This is a genomic window from Homoserinibacter sp. GY 40078 (assembly GCF_008017545.1).
Taxonomy (GTDB): domain Bacteria; phylum Actinomycetota; class Actinomycetes; order Actinomycetales; family Microbacteriaceae; genus Homoserinibacter.
The window spans coordinates 348,547-371,085 of record NZ_VRTZ01000002.1; the positions used below are offsets into that span (position 1 = coordinate 348,547).

The 22,539-nt window shown below is 66.8% G+C and carries 21 protein-coding genes; 19 read left to right on the forward strand and 2 right to left on the reverse strand.

Annotated features, from left to right (window positions below):
* Positions 1–207 precede the first annotated feature (207 nt).
* From FVQ89_RS10430 to FVQ89_RS10520, 19 genes are all read left to right on the forward strand, one after another.
* Entirely contained in the window at positions 208–2,766 is a 2,559-nt protein-coding gene (locus tag FVQ89_RS10430; RefSeq protein ID WP_147901887.1) for an ATP-binding protein, read from the forward strand.
* Positions 2,747–5,926 carry a hypothetical protein gene (locus tag FVQ89_RS10435; protein WP_147901888.1) on the forward strand — a complete coding sequence of 1,060 codons (3,180 nt, stop codon included), beginning with the start codon at positions 2,747–2,749 and terminating at the stop codon, positions 5,924–5,926. The genes FVQ89_RS10430 and FVQ89_RS10435 overlap by 20 nt, the downstream gene beginning before the upstream one ends.
* Positions 5,923–7,098, forward strand: a complete 1,176-nt coding sequence (locus FVQ89_RS10440; protein WP_147901889.1) for a polysaccharide pyruvyl transferase family protein — start codon at positions 5,923–5,925, stop codon at positions 7,096–7,098. Before FVQ89_RS10435 ends, FVQ89_RS10440 begins: the two co-directional genes overlap by 4 nt.
* Positions 7,099–7,179: 81 nt before the next feature.
* The gene (locus FVQ89_RS10445; RefSeq protein WP_147901890.1) at positions 7,180–7,857 is read left to right on the forward strand and encodes an L-threonylcarbamoyladenylate synthase; all 678 of its coding nucleotides are present in this window, start codon (positions 7,180–7,182) and stop codon (positions 7,855–7,857) included.
* On the forward strand, positions 7,854–9,113 hold the full coding sequence (locus FVQ89_RS10450) for an MraY family glycosyltransferase (protein WP_147902425.1): 1,260 nt from the start codon (positions 7,854–7,856) through the stop codon (positions 9,111–9,113). The genes FVQ89_RS10445 and FVQ89_RS10450 overlap by 4 nt, the downstream gene beginning before the upstream one ends.
* Positions 9,110–9,559, forward strand: coding sequence for a hypothetical protein (locus tag FVQ89_RS10455; RefSeq protein ID WP_147901891.1), 450 nt, complete (start codon positions 9,110–9,112; stop codon positions 9,557–9,559). Before FVQ89_RS10450 ends, FVQ89_RS10455 begins: the two co-directional genes overlap by 4 nt.
* A gap of 116 nt (positions 9,560–9,675) precedes the next feature.
* Positions 9,676–10,476: a F0F1 ATP synthase subunit A gene (atpB, locus tag FVQ89_RS10460; RefSeq protein ID WP_255513557.1), complete on the forward strand. Its 801-nt coding sequence runs from the start codon at positions 9,676–9,678 to the stop codon at positions 10,474–10,476.
* Positions 10,477–10,536: 60 nt separating this feature from the next.
* A complete protein-coding gene (gene atpE, locus FVQ89_RS10465; protein WP_147901893.1) occupies positions 10,537–10,758 on the forward strand; it encodes an ATP synthase F0 subunit C in 222 nt (73 codons plus the stop codon).
* A gap of 31 nt (positions 10,759–10,789) precedes the next feature.
* A complete protein-coding gene (locus tag FVQ89_RS10470; RefSeq protein ID WP_147901894.1) occupies positions 10,790–11,341 on the forward strand; it encodes a F0F1 ATP synthase subunit B in 552 nt (183 codons plus the stop codon).
* Positions 11,342–12,133, forward strand: a complete 792-nt coding sequence (locus FVQ89_RS10475) for a F0F1 ATP synthase subunit delta (protein WP_147901895.1) — start codon at positions 11,342–11,344, stop codon at positions 12,131–12,133. It begins immediately after the preceding gene.
* Positions 12,134–12,159: 26 nt separating this feature from the next.
* A complete protein-coding gene (gene atpA / locus FVQ89_RS10480; protein ID WP_147901896.1) occupies positions 12,160–13,797 on the forward strand; it encodes a F0F1 ATP synthase subunit alpha in 1,638 nt (545 codons plus the stop codon).
* Positions 13,798–13,850: 53 nt separating this feature from the next.
* Entirely contained in the window at positions 13,851–14,747 is an 897-nt protein-coding gene (locus tag FVQ89_RS10485; protein ID WP_147901897.1) for a F0F1 ATP synthase subunit gamma, read from the forward strand.
* Between the two features lie 18 nt (positions 14,748–14,765).
* Entirely contained in the window at positions 14,766–16,229 is a 1,464-nt protein-coding gene (atpD, locus tag FVQ89_RS10490) for a F0F1 ATP synthase subunit beta (protein WP_147901898.1), read from the forward strand.
* 2 nt (positions 16,230–16,231) lie between these two features.
* On the forward strand, positions 16,232–16,489 hold the full coding sequence (locus tag FVQ89_RS10495; RefSeq protein WP_187264998.1) for a F0F1 ATP synthase subunit epsilon: 258 nt from the start codon (positions 16,232–16,234) through the stop codon (positions 16,487–16,489).
* 48 nt (positions 16,490–16,537) lie between these two features.
* Positions 16,538–17,059, forward strand: coding sequence for an AAA family ATPase (locus FVQ89_RS10500; protein ID WP_147901900.1), 522 nt, complete (start codon positions 16,538–16,540; stop codon positions 17,057–17,059).
* 1 nt (position 17,060) lies between these two features.
* The gene (locus FVQ89_RS10505; protein ID WP_147901901.1) at positions 17,061–17,825 is read left to right on the forward strand and encodes a YaaA family protein; all 765 of its coding nucleotides are present in this window, start codon (positions 17,061–17,063) and stop codon (positions 17,823–17,825) included.
* Positions 17,826–17,930: 105 nt separating this feature from the next.
* Positions 17,931–18,905: a hypothetical protein gene (locus FVQ89_RS10510; protein WP_147901902.1), complete on the forward strand. Its 975-nt coding sequence runs from the start codon at positions 17,931–17,933 to the stop codon at positions 18,903–18,905.
* Entirely contained in the window at positions 18,902–20,668 is a 1,767-nt protein-coding gene (locus FVQ89_RS10515; RefSeq protein ID WP_147901903.1) for a pitrilysin family protein, read from the forward strand. Before FVQ89_RS10510 ends, FVQ89_RS10515 begins: the two co-directional genes overlap by 4 nt.
* Positions 20,669–20,974: 306 nt before the next feature.
* Complete coding sequence (locus FVQ89_RS10520) at positions 20,975–21,295, forward strand: hypothetical protein (protein ID WP_147901904.1); 321 nt, start codon at positions 20,975–20,977, stop codon at positions 21,293–21,295.
* A 27-nt stretch (positions 21,296–21,322) separates the two neighbouring features.
* On the opposite strand, the gene FVQ89_RS10525 is transcribed toward FVQ89_RS10520, so the two are convergent.
* Positions 21,323–21,910: a DNA-3-methyladenine glycosylase I gene (locus FVQ89_RS10525; RefSeq protein ID WP_147901905.1), complete on the reverse strand. Its 588-nt coding sequence runs from the start codon at positions 21,908–21,910 to the stop codon at positions 21,323–21,325.
* A complete protein-coding gene (locus FVQ89_RS10530) occupies positions 21,907–22,482 on the reverse strand; it encodes a methylated-DNA--[protein]-cysteine S-methyltransferase (RefSeq protein WP_147901906.1) in 576 nt (191 codons plus the stop codon). Before FVQ89_RS10530 ends, FVQ89_RS10525 begins: the two co-directional genes overlap by 4 nt.
* Between the last annotated feature and the right edge of the window lie 57 nt (positions 22,483–22,539).

Sequence of the window (22,539 nt, forward strand, 5' to 3'; positions counted from 1 at the left end):
CGCCCCCCGTGAATGCGGTCCGCACCGCACTCGCATTGCTGCCCCCAGTTGGGGTGGGGCGAGTCTACCGCCGCCCTTGTCGCAGGCCGAGGTCCCCGTCTGGGTGACGTTCATGCGGTTGACCGGCGGTTTCGTGTATTGCACTCTTGACACCACATCTGCGCGACGTGCTGTGCGCGGTGGCGGAGATGACACAAGGGGGTTGTCATGCCGGAGGATGTAGGGCGCATCTTCGAGGAGGGGCCGCGGCAGGTGGTCGCCGCCTTCGCCGTGTTGTTCGCGGTCGTCATCTTCTACGGGTCCTCGCTGTGGCTGCTTCCGCCGGGGGAGTCGACGTCGCTCTGGTTCGCGATCGGGCACCTGGTCGTCCTCGCGGCGTCGGCGGCGCTCGTTGGTGTGCGCGTCGTATCCGTGCGCCGTGAACGGCTCGCATGGAGCCTCATGGGGGTGGGGCTCCTGGCATTGGCAGTCGCCGATGCCATCGAGTCGTTTTCGGTCGCACCGGGACAGTTCCAGTCGCACAGCGCCGCGTCGAATGTGTCGTACACGATCTTCGCCCTCGCGGTGCTCGTCGCCCTGGGGGTGTTGATTCGACAGCGCTCAGCACGCCTTCCGTTCTCGGTCTGGCTCGACGGATTGATCGCAGCGCTCGGACTGCTGACGGTCGTCTCGTTCTTCACGTTCAGCCCCGATGAGGAATTCAACGGCGTCGAGGTGGCCGAGCTGCTGTACCCATTCGCGCCCCTGCTCTTCGCGGCGATGCTCGTCGCGTCGTTGACAGCGCTCGACAGCCGACCGAGCGCGGGGTGGTGGCTTCAGTCGGTCGCCTCTGTGCTGATGATCGCCGCGAACATCGTTCTCGGACCAGCGCTGGCCTCGGGGGTGTATGCGGTCGGGAACCCTGTCGACGTTCTTTGGCCCCTCGCCACCGTTCTCATGGCTCTTGCCGCGTGGTGCGCTCCTCCTCGGGCAACGCCGCGAGAGGCGAGCTTCCGCGCCACCGTGTTCGCGCCGGCGGTCTTCTCGGTCGCCGCTCTCGTGGTGCTCGTGATCAATGAGATGGGTGAGGGCGCCGACATCCCCGAGTACTTCGCCTTCGCTGCTCTCGCTGCGGCGATGGTGCGCCTGCTGATCTCCGTCGCGGAGGCCGAGCGGCTTCGTCGGCGAGAGCAGACGCTCAATCGCGACCTCGAACGTGCGCGAGACGAGGCGCTCGCTGCGGCATCGGCGAAGGCGGCGTTCCTCGCGACCATGAGCCATGAGATCCGGTCGCCGTTAAATGCCGTTCTGGGCATGAACGAGCTTCTCTTGGATACGGAGCTCGATGTCGAGCAACGCGAGTACGTCGAAAAAGCGCTCTTGAGCGGGTCGCTTCTGCGTGAACTCATCACCGACATCCTCGATTTCACGAAGATCGACGCCGGCGCCATCCAGCTGGAACACCAGCGCTTCGATCTGGTTCGGCTGGTCGAGGGGAGCGTCACGATTCTCTCTTTCGCCGCCGAGAGCAAGAACCTTCCGCTCCAGGTCGACTACGGACCGGGGCTGCCCGTCAGCGTCCTGGGAGATGCGACGCGCGTGCGTCAGGTGCTCGTGAACCTCCTCACCAACGCGGTCAAGTTCACGGATCACGGGGAGGTGCGGCTGAGGGTTGCGCGTGGGGGAGAGCCGGATTCGATCCGTTTCGAGGTGTCGGATTCCGGAATCGGCATCGATCCGGAGCAGGTGGCGCGGCTCTTCGAACCGTTCACGCAGGCCGACGAGTCGACGACCCGGGTGTACGGGGGCACCGGACTCGGGCTGTCGATCTGCCAATCACTCGTCGAGATGATGGGCGGAAGGATCGAGGTTGCAAGCGTTCCGGGTGTGGGCTCGCGATTCTGGTTCGAGGTCGCGCTCCCGGCCGCCGACACCGGCGCCGACCCCGTGACGTCACCGAGCGACCCCGATACTCGGTCGCATTCCCCTCATACGGTGCGTGAACTGAAGGTTCTGGTCGCCGAGGACAACCCGACCCTCCAACTCCTGTCGACGCGACTCGTCGCCAAGCTCGGGCATCGCGTGTCGATGGTCGAGAACGGTGCAGCTGCCGTCGAAGCGTCCCGCCGGGAGCGTTTCGACGTGATTCTGATGGACATGTTCATGCCCGTCATGGACGGCTTGGAGGCCATGCGGCGCATCCGATCGGCCGGACCCGATGTGTTTCAGCCGTACATCGTGGCCCTCACCGCCGCGACGACCGCCCAGGATAAGGAGGACTGTCTCGCGGCCGGTGCCGACACCCACGTCTCGAAGCCCTTCAGCAGTGACGACCTTCGGCGTGCCCTTTTGGCCGTCGAGATCGCACATTCGCCGGAACAGGAACCGGAACCCACGGCCGAACCCCAGCCCGCACCCGAGCCGGCAGCCCAGCGGTCAGCCGACGCCTCGCAGCCGAGGTTGAGCTCGGTGATCCTGGACGAACTGGAGCCGGAGGAACGGGAAGAGCTGCTGAGTTCGTTCCTCACCCGCAGCCGCCTCGATCTGCGCGACATGGAGCGCGCGCTCGCGCTGGGCGACGAGAGCGACGTGAAGTTCGTTGCGCACCGCCTGCGCGGCGGCAGCCTGACGGTCGGAGCTACGGACCTCGCCGAGGAGTGTCTCGCCATCGAAGACGGTCCGGCGGATCAGCCCACCGATCCGGCTCGCGTCACCGCAGTCCGGGATGCGGTCGAAGGCGTCGTCCGTCGCATCGAGGCGGAGCTCCGTGCCCATCCCGCCCCGTAGTCGGCCGTCACGAGGGCTTTCCGTTCGCTCGATCGCTCTTGTCGCGGGGGCGTTCTACTACGTCGCTGCTCTCGTGATCTTCCGGGACGTCCTGTTCGCGATCCCCTCGGTCTTGCGAGGCGAGACCGTCATCGTCGGCGACGAACTGGTGCCCTTCTTCAACTGGCATACCCAGCTGCTCGATCAGGCCGCGGGTCAGTTCAACGACCTCGTCCACGGCTACGAGTTCCGGGTTCGCTACGCCTTCCTGACGACCTGGCTGCGGTTCTACCCCGTGCTCCCGTTCGCGATCCTCCTCGTGATCCCGACGCTGTTCTGGGTGACGTACCTGACGGTCGCGCGGTTCATCGAACGCGTCTTCACCGCGTTGTCGCCGCAGGCGATCTATCTGGCGACGTTCTTTCCCGTCGCGCTGATCTACCTGATCATGGTCTACTCCAAGATCACGCACTTCTACACGCTGATCCTGGGGCTCGTCATGATGACGATGTCGGCGCTGTGGATGCTCTATGCGCTGCTGTTCGCGGGGCGCGCGTGGAAGCGATACATGGTGATCGCCTGCCTAGCCACTCTGCTGAATCCGGCGATCCACTACCTGATTCTGTTCAGCCTGTTCTTCGGGCTCACGATCGTCACGCTTCTCGTCGGCGAGCTCGCCAACTGGATCCGGCGCGGTGGCCCGGCGCGCCTGCGCACGCTGCCCGCGCGGGTGCGCGGGTTCATGACCGACGGCGGGCGCTGGCCGAGGTTGCGCCGCGCGTTCGCGAGATGGTCGGCGACGACCTCGGGACGCGTCGTGCTCGCGTTCGCGATGTACGTCGCGATCACCCTCGTGCCGTACGCGCTGTTCGTGAAGTACGTGGCGCTGGCGGGGGTATCGAACCTGACCGACACCGTGCCCGGGGACTTCTATTTCATCCAGGATGCATCGGTCTCGTGGCTGCACATGTTCTCGTGGGATCTCGCGGGCATCACCGACAAGATCCTCTTCGGCGACTATCTGGCCAAAGTGCCGCGGTATCCGGACGCCGCCTACACGCTGCTACTGGTCGTCCCGCTGCTGGTGCCCGCGGTACGACGGCGCCTGTTTCGCACGAGGCCGCACCGCCAGCTTCTCGGCGTGATCGCCGTGGCGATCGTGTTCGCCCTCTGGGCCACCATCGGCTACGGCGAGCCGCTGTGGTTCCCCACCTTCCACCGCACACTCGCCGCGCTCGCAACCACGGCGAACGAGAGCAATTCGGCGATCGGCGACCTGCTCGTGACCGCGGCAGGAACAGTCGTCCAGATCCTGCGGTTCCCCCACCGCTTCCAGCTCATCCTCTTCATGCTGGCGCCCCTCGTCATGTCGCTGACGCTGGCGTACCTCATCGACGTCGTGAGCGGAAGGTGGCTGCGCCGCTCGGCGCACCGATCCACGGGCGAGGTCCTCATCAAGCTGCTCGCGACAGTGAGCGTCGGCGCGGTGTTCTTCACCCCGTTCTGGTCCAACGATCCTTACCGCACCGTCTTCGCTTCGGGGAACATGGCCGGATTCCTCTCGCCGTTTCCCTTGCAGGATCTCAAGGACCTGAAGCGGGCCATCAAGGAGCTGCCGGAAGGCAAGACGGTCGTCATCCCGCCGACGGAGACGGCCAAGCTCGTAGGTGACAGCAACGGAGTCGACCACAAGTTCATCGACAAGTTCTTCATCTACTACCTCGACAAGCCGAGCTACTACTACGGCCTCACCGGCGACGTGCAGAACAAGTTTGACTTCTTCCTCATCCTGCGGGGCTTGTACTACCGGCAGGACTGGTGGATCAACGTGGCACGGGACATCAACGTGAAGTACATCGTGGTGAACCGGCGCATCCACTCCAACGGAGGCATCGGAGCGGAGTACCTCCCGAACGTCGAGAGCTTCGTCGAGCCGGGCCTCGCGCGACTCTCGGACGACATCGCGCTGCGGTTCGAGAACGACAGCTATGCGCTCTACGAGATCACGGACCTCCCGAGCGGCCCGCGTGACACGATCCTGGTCGACTCCAGCTGGCAGAGCTATCTCGATCTCGTTTTCTCGAGGCGCAATCTCAGCCGCTGCTACACGTTCGAATTCACTCCGTACGTCGACCTCGCCGCGGCGCGTGCAGGGCCGCCGATCAAGCTCCTCACCGACGACGAGCCGACGTCGGCGCTCGATCTCTACCTGCTCGAGCATCCGGAGGCGATCTCCGGGCCGGATACGCGGATGTTCGCCTTCAACCCCGACGTGGTCGCGTCCAACTACTACCTCTCGCCGATGTTCCGGTCGTTCCTGCTGTTCTCGAACACCAAGTGGAATCGGATGGGCATGATCACCCCGGGCGTGTTCGGCACCCTGCGCGGTTCTTTCGTGGGCCTCCCGCGTGACACCGAGATCGCCATCCCGGTCGACATCGCCGAGTCGGGGCGATACCGCGTGCTCATGCGGACAGCGAATACGGCGAACACCGTCCAGGTGACCGCGCCGTCGCTCGGCTTCGATGAGACGTTCGAACTTCGCTCGCCCCCGGAGAACGTGAAGTTCTACCCGGTCGATGACGTGTACGACACGGACAGGGTCGCTGTCGATGCGTCCGGAATGTCGGTATCCGAAATCGAGGATGCCGTTCCCGAAGAACTCGTCGCCGTCAACTTCGGTTACAGCTACCAGGACCTCGGGGTCGTCGACGCGGACGCCGGAACGCATACCTTCTCCCTGCAGAAGACGGACCAGAATCCGATGCTCTTCGAGGGGATGATGCTCGTGCCAGACGACGTCTACCAGACGCTCGAACTGCCGACCGATGTCGTCCCGATCACCGACCCGAACGAACTCGACTGCTCGGAGCGGACCGAGAGTTCGGGACCGGACGACGGCTACGTCGACGCGGCAGCCAACCCGGAACACGCGAACCTGACCCAGGACGAGCTGCTCAATCTCGCTGCCGCCGATGTCGGCGATCTCGAGCCCCCGGCGGGCGGTGTGGTCGGCTCCAGCTGGATCGGGGTGGGGGTGACGGTCCTCATCCTCCTGATGAGTGGCCTCATCGTGCGCTGGCGCTCGCGTTCCCGTCCTGATGATCCGGCACCCGACGACCCCGCACCCGACGACCCACCCTCTGACGACGACGACGACGACAAGGAGCCGACATCATGAGCCCGCATCCGCGACGCATTGTGTTCCTCGGGACGCACGGGCAGTACAACATCGGGGACGAACTGCTCCTGGAGACGTTTCTGACGCGCCTTGGCAGCGAGCATCACTATGTCGTGAACAGTTACGACCCCGACTTCACGCGCGCACAGCTGGGGGACCGCTTCTCCCTGGAGGTGATCGACACCGCCAGCGGGCGACTGCGCCTGCTGCGCGAGCTCCTCCGCTGCGACGTGCTGGTTTTCGGGGGAGGGTCGATCATCAAGGAGCTGTACGCCTCGACCGGGCGGAACCGGTACTCGACGCTGCTGATGATTCTGGGCATCGTCACCTTCGCACATCGGATCGCCCGCCGACCCATCGCGATGCTCAATGTGGGAGTCGGGCCGCTTCCCAGTCCGCGCGGCCGCAGGCTCGCCCGGAGGATCCTGTCGCAGGTCGACGAGCTGACGGTGCGTGATGAGCGATCTGCCGAGCTGTGCCGATCGTTCGGCGTGGCCGCTCGCACCGCCACGGACGCGGTCTTCTCGGCAGACCGCGGCGACCTGCTCGGTGCGCCCCGTGATCGCGCGGCCGGGTCGCGCTCGGGCGAACCCGAGCATGCATCGTCGCCGACCCGGATCGCGTTGAACCTCAACTTCGACATCGCGAACCCGTCGAACTGGGAGTTCTTCCTCTCGCGGTTGGCGGTCGCTCTCGAGAGGGTGCACCGGCGCCACCCCCTCGAACTCCATGCATTGCCGATGCAGGCGGGGTTCAAGGAGCACCACGACGCCGAGATCATCGTCGAGTTCGCTGCGCGCGTTCCGAGCATCCCGTTCGTCGACCACGCACTGGCATCGCCGTCCGAGGTCGCCGGGGTGATCGTCGACTGCGACATCGTCGTGAGCGAGAGGTTCCATGCGATCGTGATGGCCTCGATCCTCGGCGTTCCGTGCTTCGTGCTCTCCTACGACGTCAAGGTCGCCGAACTGGCGAACCTGCTGGGTCTCGAGTCCTCGGCAGTCGACATCAACGAACCCTTCGACGCCGCGGTCGTTGAGGACGGGCTCGTCGACCTGATCGCGCGGAGGGACGCCGAATCAGTGCGACTCGCGGAGCGTGCGACCGAGTTGCGTCGGCGTGCCCGTCGGGACTTCGCAGACGCCCGGGATGCGTTCACGCGGCTCACGTAAGACGCACACGTCTCTCATCTTGGCCGGTGGATGGCGGGAGTGACGGGATCGCTCACCTGGCGCTTCTAGGATGGATGGGCCATGGCGATCTACGACACCGGCGTCCCCGACGAGCTGCTCACGGGGATGCGCCTCGCCCGCGGCGCGATCGCGCGCGGCGAACTCGTCGTCATCCCCACAGACACGGTCTACGGCGTCGCGGCCGACGCGTTCTCGGCGACCGCGGTGCAGAGCCTGCTCGACGCCAAGGGTCGCGACCGCACGGCTCCGCCTCCCGTGCTCGTCCCGAGCCTCGCGACCCTCGACGCGCTCGCCGATCCGATCCCAGATGAGGTGCGCGCGCTCGTCGACGAGTTCTGGCCGGGCGGGCTCACCGTCATCCTCCGCGCCCGCTCGATGCTCGAGTGGGATCTCGGCGAGACGCGCGGCACCGTGGCACTCCGCATGCCCTCGCACCCCATCGCGCTCGAGCTCCTCGCCGAGACCGGCCCGCTCGCGGTGTCGAGCGCCAACCGCACCGGCGAGCCGGCCGCGATGTCCGCCGCAGATGCCGAGGCGATGCTGGGCGATGCGGTCACGGTCTACCTCGAGGCGGGTCCCGCGGGGGAGGGTTACCCCGATGCCGCCGCCCATGCCGGGTCCACGATCGTCGACGCCACGAACCTCGAGCATCCCGACGGCAAGCTGCGCATCGTGCGGCACGGGGTGATCCCCGACGACGAGATCGTGAGGGTCGTCGGAGCCGAGCGATGCGCCTGATCGCCTACCTCGCGACGGCAGGTGTCGCGGCCCTCGTCTCGTTCGCGCTCTCGATGGTCATCTGGAAGCTCTCCACGAGATTCCGGCTCTACCCGAAGATCCGGGATCGCGACGTCCACACGCGCCCGACGCCGCGGCTCGGTGGGATCGCGATGTTCCTGGGCGTGGTCGCGGCCTTCGGCGTGGGGGCTCTGCTTCCGGCCCTGGCGATCGCATACTCGCAGCCCGTGCATCTCTGGGGACTGCTCGGGGCGGCGCTCATGATCGTCGCGATCGGCGTGGCCGATGACATCTGGGATCTGGACTGGCTCACCAAGCTCGCCGGCCAGATGCTCGCAGCCGCCCTGCTCGCGTGGTCGGGGATCCAGTTCGTCTCGTTCCCCATGCCGGGCGTCGTGGTCTCTCTCGCTCCGTGGCAATCGCTCGTCATCACGGTGATCGTGATCGTGATCGTGATGAACGCGATCAACTTCATCGACGGACTGAACGGACTCGTCGCGGGAGTGGCCATCATCGCGAACGGCGCCTTCTCGGTCTACGTGTACCTGATCTCCTACGGGCCGACCGGGCAGAGCGACTACTTCAGCTTCGCCCAGCTGATCTCCGCCGCCCTCATCGGCGCGTGTCTCGGCTTCCTCCCGCTCAACTGGCATCCGGCGCGGCTCTTCATGGGGGACGCGGGCGCGTTGCTCGTCGGGCTCCTCATGGCGGCTTCGACGATCGCGGTGACGGGGCAGATCGATCCGGAGGCGCTGAGCGAGACGGTCGGCAGCCCCCGTCAGTTCCTGCCGGCCTTCATTCCGCTGCTGCTGCCCTTCGCGATCCTCATCGTGCCGCTGCTCGACTTCGGGCTCGCCGTGATCCGGCGTCTGCGTGCGGGGAAGTCGCCGTTCAGCGCCGACCGCAAGCACCTCCACCACCGGCTGCTCGACATGGGGCATTCGCAGCTGCATGCCGTTCTGATCCTTTACGCATGGACGGCGGTCGCCTCGATCGGTGGGCTGCTCTTCCTGTTCATCGACACCTGGTGGGCGGCTATCGCGACGGGAGTCGGCTTGATCGCGTGCACGATCCTCACGCTCGCGCCTCTCAGCCGACGCAAGGCGGTCGAGGCGGCTGCACAGAGCGCGCCCGAGCACGGTGACGGCTCGTCGCGCTTCGATCCGCTCGACATCGCCTCGGAGCGCGTCGAGTTCGCGGATGAGGACTCGCGCGCCGATCTGCGCCACGCCCCCGAGAAGGAGACCCCCGCATGAGCGCACCCGCGAATCCGATCCTCGCGACGTCTCTGAAATGGGGCGGGGCGTTCGCTCTGGCCCTTCTCGTCGTCGCATCCGGCCTGGGGTACCTCTTCGCCGGCCTCCCGGGGCTCTGGGGCGGGCTGCTCGGCGCCGCCCTCGCGGCGATCTTCCTCGGCCTGACCGCGGGAAGCATCATCCTCGGGCAGCGTCTGACGGTCGACGACCCCGCGAGCCCCCTGTTCTTCGGGGTGGTGCTCGGCGCCTGGCTCGTGAAGCTCGTCGTGTTCTTCGTCGTGCTGCTCTGGCTCCGGGGCCAGCCGTGGCTCGACCCGTGGGCGTTCTTCCTCGCGGTGATCGCGGCCGTTCTCGGCTCGCTCGCCATCGACGTTCTGGCCTTCCAGAGGTCGCGGATGCCCTATGTGGATGTCGAACTGCCGGACGAACGGCCTCCAGACAAGTAAGGTCGTCCTGACCGCCCCTTCTGCCCTGCTAAGGTTGAGGTCAACCCCATTCCATCGCCGCGTGCACGCACGCCCCGAGTTTGGAGTCAGCGCTGCTAGCTTCCGCCCTCGCCCCCGTGGTTCGGTTCACTGACGACACCGACGGCGGATTCCACGGCCCGTCGCTCGAAGAGTTCTTCCCGCCTGCGATCTTCTTCGAAGGCACGCCCTTCGAGTTGAACCGGATCATGCTGATCCGCATCCTCGTCACGATCCTCCTCATCGTGTGGCTTGTCATCGCCACGCGCCGCATGCGGATCGTGCCCACGCGCTTCCAGGCGGCGAACGAGTTCCTGCTCGGATTCGTGCGTAACAACATCGTCGTCGAGACGTTGGGCGAGAAGGACGGCAAGCGGTTCATGGCGCCGCTCATGACGATGTTCTTCCTCATCCTCGGTCTCAACCTCACAGGTGTGATCCCGTTCCTGAACATCGCGGGCACGTCCGTCATCGGCACGCCGTTGGTACTCGCCATCGTTTCCTACGTGATGTTCATCTACGCCGGCATCAAGAAGAACGGCGGACGCTTCTTCAAGAACTCGCTCTTCCCGAGCGGCGTGCCGTGGTTCCTGTACATCATCGTCACGCCGATCGAGCTCATCTCGACCTTCGTGCTCCGGCCCGTCACTCTGACGCTCCGACTCCTCATGAACATGGTCGCGGGCCACATGCTGCTCGTGCTGTGTTTCTCGGCCACTCAGTTCTTCTTCTTCACAGTCCTCGCCGACGGCAACCTCATCGGGCTGCTCGGCATCGGCTCGTTCGCCTTCGGCGCGGTCTTCACGCTCTTCGAGCTCCTGGTCGCCGTGCTGCAGGCCTACGTCTTCACATTCCTCGCCGCCGTCTACATCCAGCTCGCGCTGGCGGACGAGCACTGACCTCCGGCGCCTGCCGGCACACATCCCCAAAAGACCACTCACAGAGAAAAGGAAATCCCCGTGATTGTTGGATACCTCGCCCCTATCGCGTTCGGTCTCGCGTCGATCGGCTCCGCCATCGGCGTGGGCATGGTCGTCGGCAAGACGATCGAGTCCGTCGCGCGTCAGCCGGAGCTCCAGGGCCGCCTGACCGGTCTGATGTTCCTCGGCATCGCGTTCACTGAGGCTCTCGCCTTCATCGCGATCGCCGTGGGCTTCATCCCGTTCACCGCCCCCGCCTGATCCGCGTCCCCACCCACTGAAGGAGGTCGGGATGCTGCCCGCAGCCCTCGACGTACGTACGGAAGATGTCAACCCGCTGATTCCAGCGCCCTATGACATCCTCTGGTCGGCGGTTATCTTCGTCGCTCTGCTCATCGTCGTCGCCGTGTACGTCGTTCCTCGCCTGAACAAGGCGCTCGACGCACGGTCGGCGGCCATCGAGGGCGGCCTGAAGAAGGCCGAGGAGGCCCAGGCCGCCGCTGCCGCCGCTCGCGACGAGTACAACGCGCAGCTCGCAGAGGCACGTGCGGAAGCCGCGCGTATTCGCGAGCAGGCGCGCTCCGACGGGCAGGCGATCCTCGCCGAACTCAAGGAGCAGGCGCAGATCGAGGCCGCTCGCGTCACGGCGAGCGCTCAGGCGCAGATCGAGGCCGAGCGCGCGGCTGCGCTGGTCTCCCTGCGTGCCGAGGTCGGCTCCCTCGCGCTCGACCTCGCGTCGGGCGTCATCGGAGAGACTCTCTCGGACGACAAGAAGGCGAAGTCGCTCGTCGACCGTTTCCTCGCCGACCTCGAGGCCGACGAGAAGGCGAAGGCGGGCAAGTAGATGGGTTCGGCGTCACGCGAGGCCCTCGAGGCGGCGAAGCGGAGGCTCGCCGCTGCGCAGGGTGTGACCCTGGCGACGGGTGAGCAGCTTCTGGCTGCGAGTCGTGCGATCGACTCCTCGATCCAGTTGCGTTCCGTGCTCGTCGACTCGTCCGTCCCCGCCGACCGCAAGGCAGGGCTTCTCGCGAGCATCTTCGTGGGGCTCGACTCTGCCGCCGCGGCACTGCTCGACTCGATGGCCGGAGCCCGGTGGTCGAGCGCCGACGAGCTCGTCGCGGGCATCGAAGAGATCGGCATCCGGGCCGTCGCGACGGCATCGGGCGCGAAGGCCGGCATCGAAGATGAGATCTTCGCCTTTGGCCGTGCGGTCACCTCGGATCACGAGCTCGAACTCGCTGTCGGGAGCAAGCTCGGCGCGGCCGAAGACAAGGCCGCTCTGGTCGACGCGCTCTTGGCGGGCAAGTCGTCGCCGTCGACCCTGGTGATCATCCGTCATCTGGTGCAGAGTGCGCGCGGCCGTCGTATCGGGCAGATGCTCGCGGCAGCCGCGGGTGTCGTGGCGGACGCGCATGGCGCGACGGTTGCGACCGTCACCTCTGCGGTGCCGTTGAACGCGGCGCAGCTGAGCACCCTCGAGTCGGCGCTCGGCGCCCGCTACAACAGCACACTTCGCATCAACCTCATCATCGACCCCACCATCGTGGGCGGCCTGCGCGTGCAGATCGGAGACGACGTCATCGACGGCACCGTCGCCTCGCGCCTCGCCGACCTCCGCATCCGACTGGCCGGCTGACCCGGCGCCCACTCCAAGGAAGAGACATGGCAGACATCACGATCAGCCCGGACGAGATCCGCTCCGCGCTCAAGGACTTCGTCGCCGGCTACGAGCCGAGCAAGGCGAGCACGACCGAGGTCGGAACGGTCACCGATGCGGCGGACGGCATCGCCCACGTGGAGGGCCTCCCCGGCGCGATGGCCAACGAGCTCCTGCGCTTCGAGGACGGAACGCTGGGCCTCGCCCTCAACCTCGACGAGGACTCCATCGGTGTCATCGTCCTCGGTGAGTTCACCGGCATCGAAGAGGGACAGGCGGTCACCCGCACGGGCGAGGTGCTCTCCGCCCCCGTCGGCGACGGCTTCCTGGGACGCGTCGTCGACCCGCTCGGCAACCCGATCGACGGCCTCGGCGAGATCGCCGCGGAGGGTCGCCGTGCCCTTGAGCTCCAGGCGCCCGGTGTCATGCAGCGCAAGTCGGTGCACGAGCCGCTTCAGACCGGCATCAAGGCGATCGATGCGATGATCCCCGTCGGCCGCGGACAGCGTCAGCTGATCATCGGCGACCGCCAGACCGGCAAGACGGCCATCGCGATCGACACGATCATCAACCAGAAGGCGAACTGGGACTCGGGCGACGTCTCGAAGCAGGTGCGCTGCATCTACGTCGCGATCGGCCAGAAGGGTTCGACGATCGCCGCCGTGAAGGGCGCCCTCGAGGACGCCGGCGCGATGGAGTACACGACGATCGTCGCCGCGCCCGCCTCCGACCCGGCCGGGTTCAAGTACCTCGCGCCCTACACGGGATCCGCGATCGGGCAGCACTGGATGTACGGCGGCAAGCACGTCCTGATCATCTTCGACGACCTCTCGAAGCAGGCCGAGGCCTACCGTGCCGTGTCGCTCCTGCTGCGTCGCCCGCCGGGTCGCGAGGCGTACCCGGGCGACGTCTTCTACCTGCACTCGCGCCTGCTCGAGCGCTGCGCGAAGCTCTCGGACGAGCTCGGTGCCGGATCCATGACGGGACTCCCGATCATCGAAACGAAGGCGAACGACGTGTCGGCCTACATCCCGACGAACGTCATCTCCATCACCGACGGTCAGATCTTCCTCCAGTCCGACCTCTTCAACGCGAACCAGCGCCCCGCGGTCGACGTCGGAATCTCGGTTTCCCGTGTCGGTGGTGACGCCCAGGTGAAGTCGATCAAGAAGGTCTCGGGAACGCTCAAGCTCGAGCTCGCCCAGTACCGCGCGCTCGAGGCGTTCGCGCTGTTCGCATCCGATCTGGACGCGACGAGCCGTCGTCAGCTCGAGCGCGGTGCGCGCCTCACCGAGCTGCTGCGTCAGCCGCAGTACTCGCCGTTCCCCGTGGAGGAGCAGGTCGTCTCGATCTGGGCGGGCACCAAGGGCAAGCTCGACACCATCCCCGTTGAGGATGTTCTCCGCTTCGAGCGTGAGCTGCTCGACCACCTCGGCCGCAACACCAAGGTGCTCGACACGCTGCGCGAGACCAACGTGCTCGACGACGCCACCGAGGCGGAACTCGAGAAGGCCGTCGACGCGTTCGTACTCGAATTCCAGCCCGGTGGGGGAGTCGACCTCGACGCCCCCGGCCACGAGGAGTTCGAGGCGTCGGAGGCGGAAGACGTGAACCAGGAGCGCATCGTGAAGGGCAAGCGCTGATCCGCTGACGCGGACCACGCCCTCAACGATCACACCGACAGGAAGAGAACGACATGGGAGCCCAGCTTCGGGTCTACCGGCAGAAGATTCGCTCTGCCCAGACGACCAAGAAGATCACCCGTGCCATGGAGCTCATCGCGGCCAGCCGCATCCAGAAGGCGCTTCAGCGGGTCGCGGCCTCGGCGCCGTACGCGCGCGCTGTGACCCGCGCTGTCTCGGCGGTCGCGACCCACTCGAACGTGAGCCACGTGCTCACGACCGAGCCGGAGAACCTGCGTCGCGCAGCGGTCGTCGTCTTCACGTCGGATCGCGGCCTGGCCGGTGCGTTCAATGCCAACGTGCTTCGCGCGAGCGAAGAGCTGACCGCCCTGCTCACCAGCCAGGGCAAGGAGGTCGTCCACTACGTGGTCGGCCGTCGCGGGATCAGCTACTTCAACTTCCGCAAGCGCACGCCCGAGCGAACCTGGACCGGCGACACCGACACCCCCGGCTTCGAGACCGCTCGTGAGATCGGCGACGAGGTCGTTGCGCGTTTCGTGCAGTCGACCGACGAAGGCGGTGTCGACGAGATCCACGTCGTCTACAACCGGTTCGTGTCGATGCTCACGCAGGAGCCGGAAGTCGTCCGTCTGCTCCCGCTTGAGGTCGTCGAGGGCGTCGACGAGCCCGGTGCCGAGATCTTCCCGCTCTACGAGTTCGAACCGGAGCCGGAGCAGGTGCTCGACGCTCTGCTTCCCGTGTACATACAGAGCCGGATCTTCAACGCGCTGCTGCAGTCGGCCGCGTCGAAGCAGGCTGCGACCCAGAAGGCGATGAAGGCGGCGAGCGACAACGCCGACAAGCTCATCCGCGACTACACCCGTCTCGCGAACAATGCGCGCCAGGCGGAGATCACCCAGCAGATTTCCGAGATCGTGGGCGGCGCAGACGCCCTCGGCTCGGCGAAGTAACGATCAGGAAGAGAGACCATGGCTACCGCTACCCAGAAGGCGAAGGCGTCAGAGGCTGCCGCAGCGAGCGTCGGACGTATCGCGCGCGTCACGGGTCCCGTCGTCGACATCGAGTTCCCGCACGACGCGATCCCGGACATTTACAGCGCGCTGCAGACCGAGATCACGCTCGGCGGCGAGACGACCACGCTCACCCTCGAGGTCGCCCAGCACCTCGGGGATGACCTCGTGCGCGCGATCGCCCTCAAGCCCACCGACGGTCTCGTCCGCGGCCAGGAGGTGCGCGACACCGGTGCACCGATCTCCGTCCCGGTTGGCGACGTCACCAAGGGCAAGGTCTTCAACGTCACCGGCGACGTCCTCAACCTCGGCGAGGGCGAGAAGCTCGAGATCACCGAGCGTTGGCCGATTCACCGCAAGCCTCCGGCATTCGACCAGCTCGAGTCGAAGACGCAGCTCTTCGAGACGGGCATCAAGGTCATCGACCTTCTCACCCCGTACGTGCAGGGTGGAAAGATCGGCCTCTTCGGTGGCGCGGGCGTGGGCAAGACGGTCCTCATCCAGGAGATGATCCAGCGCGTCGCCCAGGACCACGGCGGTGTGTCGGTGTTCGCCGGTGTCGGCGAGCGCACTCGTGAGGGCAACGACCTCATTCACGAGATGGAAGACGCCGGCGTCTTCGACAAGACCGCTCTGGTCTTCGGCCAGATGGACGAGCCCCCGGGGACGCGTCTCCGCGTGGCCCTGTCGGCGCTGACGATGGCGGAGTACTTCCGCGACGTTCAGAAGCAGGACGTGCTGCTCTTCATCGACAACATCTTCCGCTTCACCCAGGCCGGTTCCGAGGTGTCGACGCTGCTCGGCCGCATGCCGTCCGCGGTGGGATACCAGCCCAACCTCGCGGACGAGATGGGTGTTCTGCAGGAGCGCATCACCTCGACCCGCGGACACTCGATCACCTCGCTGCAGGCGATCTACGTGCCGGCGGACGACTACACGGACCCCGCGCCGGCGACGACCTTCGCGCACCTCGACGCGACCACCGAGCTCTCGCGTGAGATCGCGTCGAAGGGTCTTTACCCTGCGGTCGACCCGCTCTCGTCGACGAGCCGGATCATGGACCCCCGCTACCTCGGCGAGGACCACTACCGTGTGGCGACTGCCGTGAAGGCGATCCTGCAGAAGAACAAGGAACTGCAGGAGATCATCGCGATCCTCGGTGTGGACGAGCTCTCCGAGGAAGACAAGATCACCGTGTCGCGTGCGCGCCGGATCCAGCAGTTCCTCTCGCAGAACACCTACATGGCGAAGAAGTTCACCGGTGTCGAGGGCTCGACCGTCCCGCTGCGCGACACGATCGAGTCGTTCGACGCGATCGTCCGCGGTGACTTCGACCACGTGGCCGAGCAGGCGTTCTTCAACGTCGGCCCGATCTCGGACGTCGAGGAGCGCTGGGCGCAGCTTCAGAAGGAGAACGGCTGATCATGGCGCTCAACGTCGCCGTCGTCTCGGCTGAGCGCGAGTTGTGGTCGGGTGAGGCCACCCAGGTGGTCGCCCGCACCACCGAGGGCGAGATCGGTGTGCTCAGCGGGCACGAGCCGATCCTCGCCGTCCTCGCGCCGGGGGAGTCGCGGGTCACCGCGCTCGACGGCAGCGTCGTGACGGCACGCGTGGAAGACGGCTTCCTGTCGGTTCAGGGCGACACCGTGACGATCGTGGCGGGCACCGCTGAGCTGGTCTGACTCGGGTTCGTCCGCCGAGCGGCGGGCCGGGCTGATTAGGGTGTGTCCATGCTGATCGTGATGGCGGGGCTCCCCGCAGCGGGCAAGTCGACGATCGCCGAGGTCGTCGGCAACCGTTGTGGCATCCCGGTGATCTCCGTCGACCCGATTGAGACGGCGATCCTCTCGGCAGGGATAGACGCCGATCAGCCGACCGGCCTGGCCGCATACCTCGTCGCCGATGCGTTCGCCGATGCCGTTCTCGGCGGTGGCGGGAGCATCATCGTCGACGCGGTGAATGCGGTGAGCCCCGCTCGGGAGCAGTGGTTGAAGCTGGCCGAGCGTCGCTCAGCCGACATCCGGTTCATCGAGGTGGTGTGCTCCGATCAACAACTGCATCGGGAGCGTATCGAGGCGCGCGCTGCGCGGCTCGCGGAGACCGCCCTTCCTGGTGCGTTCGCGGTCGAGCAGAGCCTCGACGAGTGGGAGGACTGGAGCGGCCCGAGTGGAGCGATCGCACGGATCACTCTCGACTCGATCGACGCCCTCGGCGTGAATGTGGAACGCGCGCTCGCGTTCCTCGACCGCTGACGTGCTGATCCTGCTTCCGCCCTCCGAGACGAAGCGGACGGGTGGGGCGAACGGTTCGCGTCTTGAGCTGGATGCTCTCGCGTTCCCGGCGCTGAACACCGCTCGCGTGGAGGCGCTCGATGCGCTCGTCGCGGTGTCGAGTGATCCCGACGCCGCCCGTGCTGCGCTCAAGCTGAGCGCCCGGCAAGCACCGGAATCCGAGCGCAACCGCACGCTCTGGACGGCACCGGTGATGCCTTCGATCGATCGCTACGACGGAGTCCTCTTCGATGCGCTCGGCGCGGGGACGCTGCCACCCGATGCGCGCGCGTTCGCCCACGCGCATCTCGCGATCTCATCGGCGCTCTTCGGGCTCACGCGGGCGCTCGATCCGATACCCGCGTACCGGATGTCCGCCGACTCCCGCGTGCCGGGAATCCGACCGAAGCACGCCTGGTCGCACCTCGTCTCGGCCGAGCTCGCCTCGGTGAGCGGGGTGATCCTCGACCTGCGGTCCGAGGCCTATGCTGCCCTCGGCCCGGCTCCCCGACGCGAGGGGTCGGTGTATGCGCGCGTCGTGACGGACGAGGGCGGGCGCCGCCGGGCGCTCAACCACTTCAACAAGGCGGGCAAGGGACGCCTGGTGCGTTCGCTGCTGCTCGCCGGCATCGACCACCCGGACCTGGCGTCGCTGCTCGCGTGGTCTCAATCGACCGGGATCCGCCTCGAACGCGGCGCTCCCGGCGAGCTCGAACTCGTGGTCGAGGAATCGTCGGCGATCCACTAGGCTCGCGACCGAGTACAGCGGCGCGCTGCATCCCCCCGAAGGTGCGACCGGTCGCGACGACGATGCCTGTTCTCAGAACCACTACGAGAACAGGAGGGTGAGGCGATGGCTGCGCGCGACATCGCGCCGGGCGCATCCGGCGACCCGGGAATCCGCCTCGACGCGTTCGAGAACGTCCCGGAATACGAGGAGCTTCGTTCGGCGATCGCCAATCGAGACTGGGTACAGCTGGACGACGAGCTCACCCGTTGGGACCCGGACGAGGTCGGGCACGCGATGCTCCTGATGGGGGGCGCGGACAGCATCGGTCCTGATCTGGAGGCCGCGCTGCTGGTCATCCCGCATTCCACCGCTCTCATCTCGGCGGTTGCGTATCACGGGATCCAGCGCGCCTGGCGGGCACGTAGCAACGCCCCCGGCCAGCAGGTCACTCGGGCGCAGTTCGAGGAGTTCTGGCGGATGCTCGATCGCGTCGAGCCGACCCTGATCGAGCTCTGCGCGCGGCATCCGCGCTATGCGCCCGCCTGGGTCGCGCGAGAGACCACGGCGTTGGGTCTCGAGCTGGGACGTTCAGAAGTTCGGCGACGTTACGACCGCGCGGTCGCCGAGCGTCCTCTGTTCTCCGCGCAACTCACCCTCCAGCAGGCTTTGCAACCCAAGTGGGGTGGGAACCTGGACGAAGCAACGACTTTCGCTCGGCAGGCCACCGAGGAGTCCGCGGACGGCTCCAACTCCGGCGCTCTGATCGCGATGCACCACGTCGAACGCTGGTCGGAGATCGGCGGCGACGACTCGGTGCGCTACATGGCCCGGGACGACGTGCTCGCGGAGCTGAGATGGGCGGCGGCGCGCTCGGTGCTGCATCCCGCGCACGTCATGAGCCCTCTCGGGGTGCACGCCCACAACATCTTCATGTTCGCCTTCTGGCTCGGCGGGCACCACCGAGACGCCGCCGGGCACCTCCCATTCATCGGAACTCGAGCCTCGGCAGGGATTTGGACGTATTGGTCGACGGAGCAGGTCGACTTGAAACGAGCGTGGAAAGAGATCGGCGCTGCGCGTCAGGGGAGCGCCGCATGAGCGGGGTGAGCACACGTGCCGATGTGACCGAGTACGCACAGGCAGAGGGAATCGTGTCGGCGGGAGAGGTCGACGGCGTGCCTGTGTTCTACGCGCCTTCGCCCGGTCCGGCCGCGGCGGGTCTGATGTTCAGGGTCGGCATGGCCGACGAGCCACTTCGTCTCTCCGGAATCTCGCACCTGATCGAGCACCTCGTGCTGCATGGGGACGAGGTGGCGGGTCTTCACCGCAACGGCATGACGGCCGATTACGTCACCCACTTCGTGACCTCGGGTTCGGAGGCGGAGATCGTCCAGCACCTCAACCGGGTCTGTGCCGCGCTGCGAGAGCTGCCGCTCGAGCGTCTTGAGACGGAACGCAAGATCCTCAGGACCGAGGAGCAGGGAAGGGCGAACGGCGTGACAGCCGCGCTGCGCCGGGAGCGGCACGGGGCGAGCGGGGCGGCTGTCATGTCCTATTCCGAGCTGGGCATCGAGACCATCACGCCGCACGACCTGCAGGCGTGGGCCAGCGAGCGCTTCACGCGCGACAACGCCGTGCTCTGGATCACGGGGGACAGCATCCCGGAGGGGCTCGATCTGCGCCTCCCCAGCGGATCCTGGCGCCCCATCCTGCCGGAGAACGAGGTGTTGGCTCTGCCTGCGTGGATCAAGGGCGGCGACGGTCTGATCGGCATCGACGTGGTCGTTCCCCATTCGCCAAGATCGGTGCTGTTCGCGTATCTCCTGCGAGCGACCTTGTTCCGTGTCCTTCGTGTCGAGGGCGGTCTGAGCTACTCGATCGACGTCCAGATCGAGCAATGCGGTCCGGATGAGATTCGCGTGACGATCGTCGCCGATGCCTTGCCCGAACAGCAGGCAGCGGTCGTGGGGGAGATCGTCGATACTCTGGCCGCCCTCCGGGTGGGTCGAATCGATGACCACGACCTCGATGTGGCGCGCGCGACGATGCTCGACACGATGGATGACCGCATCCCGTCGCCGTCGTTGCTGGCGACCGTTGCGCACGCCTTTCTGAGTGGTCGGTCGGTCGTTGATGCTGATGACCGACGACGACTGATCGAGGAGGTCACGCTCGACCAGTTGCGGGAGCAGGTCGATGCCTACTGGGAGGCGGCGCTGTGGCGGATCCCCTCCGGAGGCGTGAGCTGGGCTGGTATCGCGCCGGCTCCGCGCTGGTCCTCGAGTGTTGTCGAGGGCTCGTGGTTCGCGGTCTCGGGCTCGTCTGCCCATCTCGTCGTGGGGGAGGCGGGGGTATCGTCGTCCACTCCCGAGGGCCCGTCGACTGTCCTCTTCGAGGACTGTGTCGCCTGCCTCGCCTGGCCGGACGGTCGCCGGATCCTCATCGGAGCTGACGCATTCGTGGTGGAGATCGAGCCGACGCTCGTGCCGCTCCTCGACCGCGAGAGACGCGACGCGATCGATGCGGCGGTCACGGCGGTCATGATCGCGCGTCCTCCGCGGTCGCCCTGGGACATTCCGCAGCCGCCGGTCGATCCGGTCGCGCCTCGCAGACGCGGACTCGGCGTGTGGGCGCTCGTGGTCGGTTCTTGGCTCGGGCTCTTCGGCCTCGTGGGCGTCGCCGTAGGAAGCGAACTGACCGGGAGTGTCGGCCAGCTCGATTCCGATGGAATGCTCATTACTCCGAGCGTTGTAATCACCTCGTGGGTGCTCGTGGGAGTTTGTGCTGCGGGCTCCGCAGCGCTGATCGCGGGCTGGATACGTCGCGTGCGTTGGCGGCGATCGACGGTGGGCAAGGGATAGCGCCTTCACATGCCACTCATAGAGGCGGCGGCGGAAGCCTCGGATAAGGGGCTGAACTCGATCCAGTACTACCTGATCCTCGCCGCGATCATCGCTGGTCTGATGGGGGTGATGCGGCTCGCCGCAAACCGTCGCAACCGTGCCAGAACAGAGGATGCCGCTGTGGCACGGGGCGTAGCTCCGTGGGGGCCGTGGGCGGTTGCACAGGGCCCGGCTGTGCCGCATAGGACATTCGTGATCGCACCGGCACCGCCTCTCAGTGAGTCTGTCGAGCGGCTTCGGGCGGTCCTCGCCGATCCGACCCCTATGCCGCGAATCACGCGCTACACGCGACCGGTGGTCGTGGCTGATCCCTCGTCCCTGGTGATCTCCACGAAGCACCGGGCGTTCCTGACCATCCCCGCGTCGTCGATCGTCTCGATCGACTCGGGCATCGAGGCGCTTCGCCCGAAGGGTGTCATCGGCCCCAGAAAGTTCCCCGCGGTTCGGGTGTCTGTCCGTCGCGGTGACGAGACGGCCACCATCGCCCTGCCTCCGATCACCGGCATGTACGACAAGGTCCGCCAGGCGGATGCTGCGGCTCTCGCCGCGGAACTCGCCGGCCTGCTCGGCGTACCGGTGGAGTGACCGCGGCAGGCGCGCGGTGACTACTCCTTACGCCGCGCGCCAGCAGCCGCGGACGTGGTCGTCGACGAGCCCGGCGGACTGCATGAGCGCGTACATCGTGGTGGGGCCGACGAAACGATAGCCGACCTTCTTGAGCGCCTTGCTCAGCGCGGCCGCTTCGGCCGTCACGGCGGGTATCTCGGCGAGCGATCCCGGGCGGCTCGCGGCAGGCGGGGGAGCGTACGACCAGATCAGGCGATCGAGTGCGCCCGGGTCGTCCGCGATGAGCAGACGGGTCACCTGCGCGTTCGAGATCGTCGCCTCAACCTTCGCGCGGTTGCGGATGATCCCCGGATCCGCGAGCAGCCGCTGCACGTCGGCCGTGTCGAAGTCGGCGACCGCATCGATCTCGAAGTCACGGAACGCCTCCCGGAAGGTCGGCCGTCGCCGGAGGATCGTGATCCACGAGAGGCCCGCCTGGAAGCCCTCGAGGCTGAGCTTCTCGAACAACGGTCGATCTCCGTGCAGCGGGTACCCCCACTCTTCGTCGTGATACCGCCGATACTCGGCGTCATCACCGGCCCACCCGCAGCGTGCCCGACCGTCCTCTCCGACGAGGACGTTCTCTCGGATCACGCGGCGTCGCTCTCGTCGAATCCGGGAAGCGTCGTCGCTGCGTCGCTCGCCGTCGTCGCTGCGGCCGCCGGGACGGTGTGTGCGATGCCCTCGTGCGCGAGCAGCCACGACTTCGTGGGGATGCCCTCGCCGCCCGAGTAGCCCGTGATAAGTCCGGATGAGCCGAGCACGCGGTGGCAGGGGACGAGGATCGGCACAGGGTTCGCGCCCACAGCGCCGCCGACCGCGCGACCGGCGGTCGCCCGCCCGGTCGCCTGCCCGAGTTCCCCGTAGGAGACGACCTCGCCCCACTCGAGCTCGACGAGCTGCTCCCAGACCGCGAGCTGGAACGCCGTGCCTGCGAGCGAGACGGGCACGTCGAATTCGCGGCGATTGCCCGCGAAGTACTCCGCAAGTTGGGCCACAGCTCGATCGGTGACTGCGTCAGGCTTCTCCGGCAGGTCGTCGTGGGGCAGCATGCCGTCGCGCTCGATCGCGAGCGACACGATCGCCCGACCGTTGCCGACCACCTCGATCCGACCGATCGGGGTGTCGAGGCGACGAAGTGCGGCGGGGGAGGGCGTGCTGGTCATGATGCGAGCGTAGCTGCGGCCTCCGACGTCGACTGGCGGAAATCGGACGTCGCGGAA

What these genes read in the sequence shown, in the direction of transcription:
- FVQ89_RS10430 (WP_147901887.1), top strand. Translation starts at nt 208, where the DNA reads ATGCCGGAGGATGTAGGGCGCATCTTCGAGGAGGGGCCGCGGCAGGTG.
- atpA (WP_147901896.1), top strand. Translation starts at nt 12,160, where the DNA reads ATGGCAGACATCACGATCAGCCCGGACGAGATCCGCTCCGCGCTCAAG.
- FVQ89_RS10500 (WP_147901900.1), top strand. Translation starts at nt 16,538, where the DNA reads ATGCTGATCGTGATGGCGGGGCTCCCCGCAGCGGGCAAGTCGACGATC.
- FVQ89_RS10455 (WP_147901891.1), top strand. Translation starts at nt 9,110, where the DNA reads ATGAGCGCACCCGCGAATCCGATCCTCGCGACGTCTCTGAAATGGGGC.
- FVQ89_RS10485 (WP_147901897.1), top strand. Translation starts at nt 13,851, where the DNA reads ATGGGAGCCCAGCTTCGGGTCTACCGGCAGAAGATTCGCTCTGCCCAG.
- FVQ89_RS10510 (WP_147901902.1), top strand. Translation starts at nt 17,931, where the DNA reads ATGGCTGCGCGCGACATCGCGCCGGGCGCATCCGGCGACCCGGGAATC.
- FVQ89_RS10440 (WP_147901889.1), top strand. Translation starts at nt 5,923, where the DNA reads ATGAGCCCGCATCCGCGACGCATTGTGTTCCTCGGGACGCACGGGCAG.
- FVQ89_RS10470 (WP_147901894.1), top strand. Translation starts at nt 10,790, where the DNA reads ATGCTGCCCGCAGCCCTCGACGTACGTACGGAAGATGTCAACCCGCTG.
- FVQ89_RS10495 (WP_187264998.1), top strand. Translation starts at nt 16,232, where the DNA reads ATGGCGCTCAACGTCGCCGTCGTCTCGGCTGAGCGCGAGTTGTGGTCG.
- FVQ89_RS10530 (WP_147901906.1), bottom strand. Translation starts at nt 22,482, where the DNA reads ATGACCAGCACGCCCTCCCCCGCCGCACTTCGTCGCCTCGACACCCCG.
- FVQ89_RS10515 (WP_147901903.1), top strand. Translation starts at nt 18,902, where the DNA reads ATGAGCGGGGTGAGCACACGTGCCGATGTGACCGAGTACGCACAGGCA.
- FVQ89_RS10475 (WP_147901895.1), top strand. Translation starts at nt 11,342, where the DNA reads ATGGGTTCGGCGTCACGCGAGGCCCTCGAGGCGGCGAAGCGGAGGCTC.
- FVQ89_RS10445 (WP_147901890.1), top strand. Translation starts at nt 7,180, where the DNA reads ATGGCGATCTACGACACCGGCGTCCCCGACGAGCTGCTCACGGGGATG.
- atpD (WP_147901898.1), top strand. Translation starts at nt 14,766, where the DNA reads ATGGCTACCGCTACCCAGAAGGCGAAGGCGTCAGAGGCTGCCGCAGCG.
- FVQ89_RS10520 (WP_147901904.1), top strand. Translation starts at nt 20,975, where the DNA reads ATGCCGCGAATCACGCGCTACACGCGACCGGTGGTCGTGGCTGATCCC.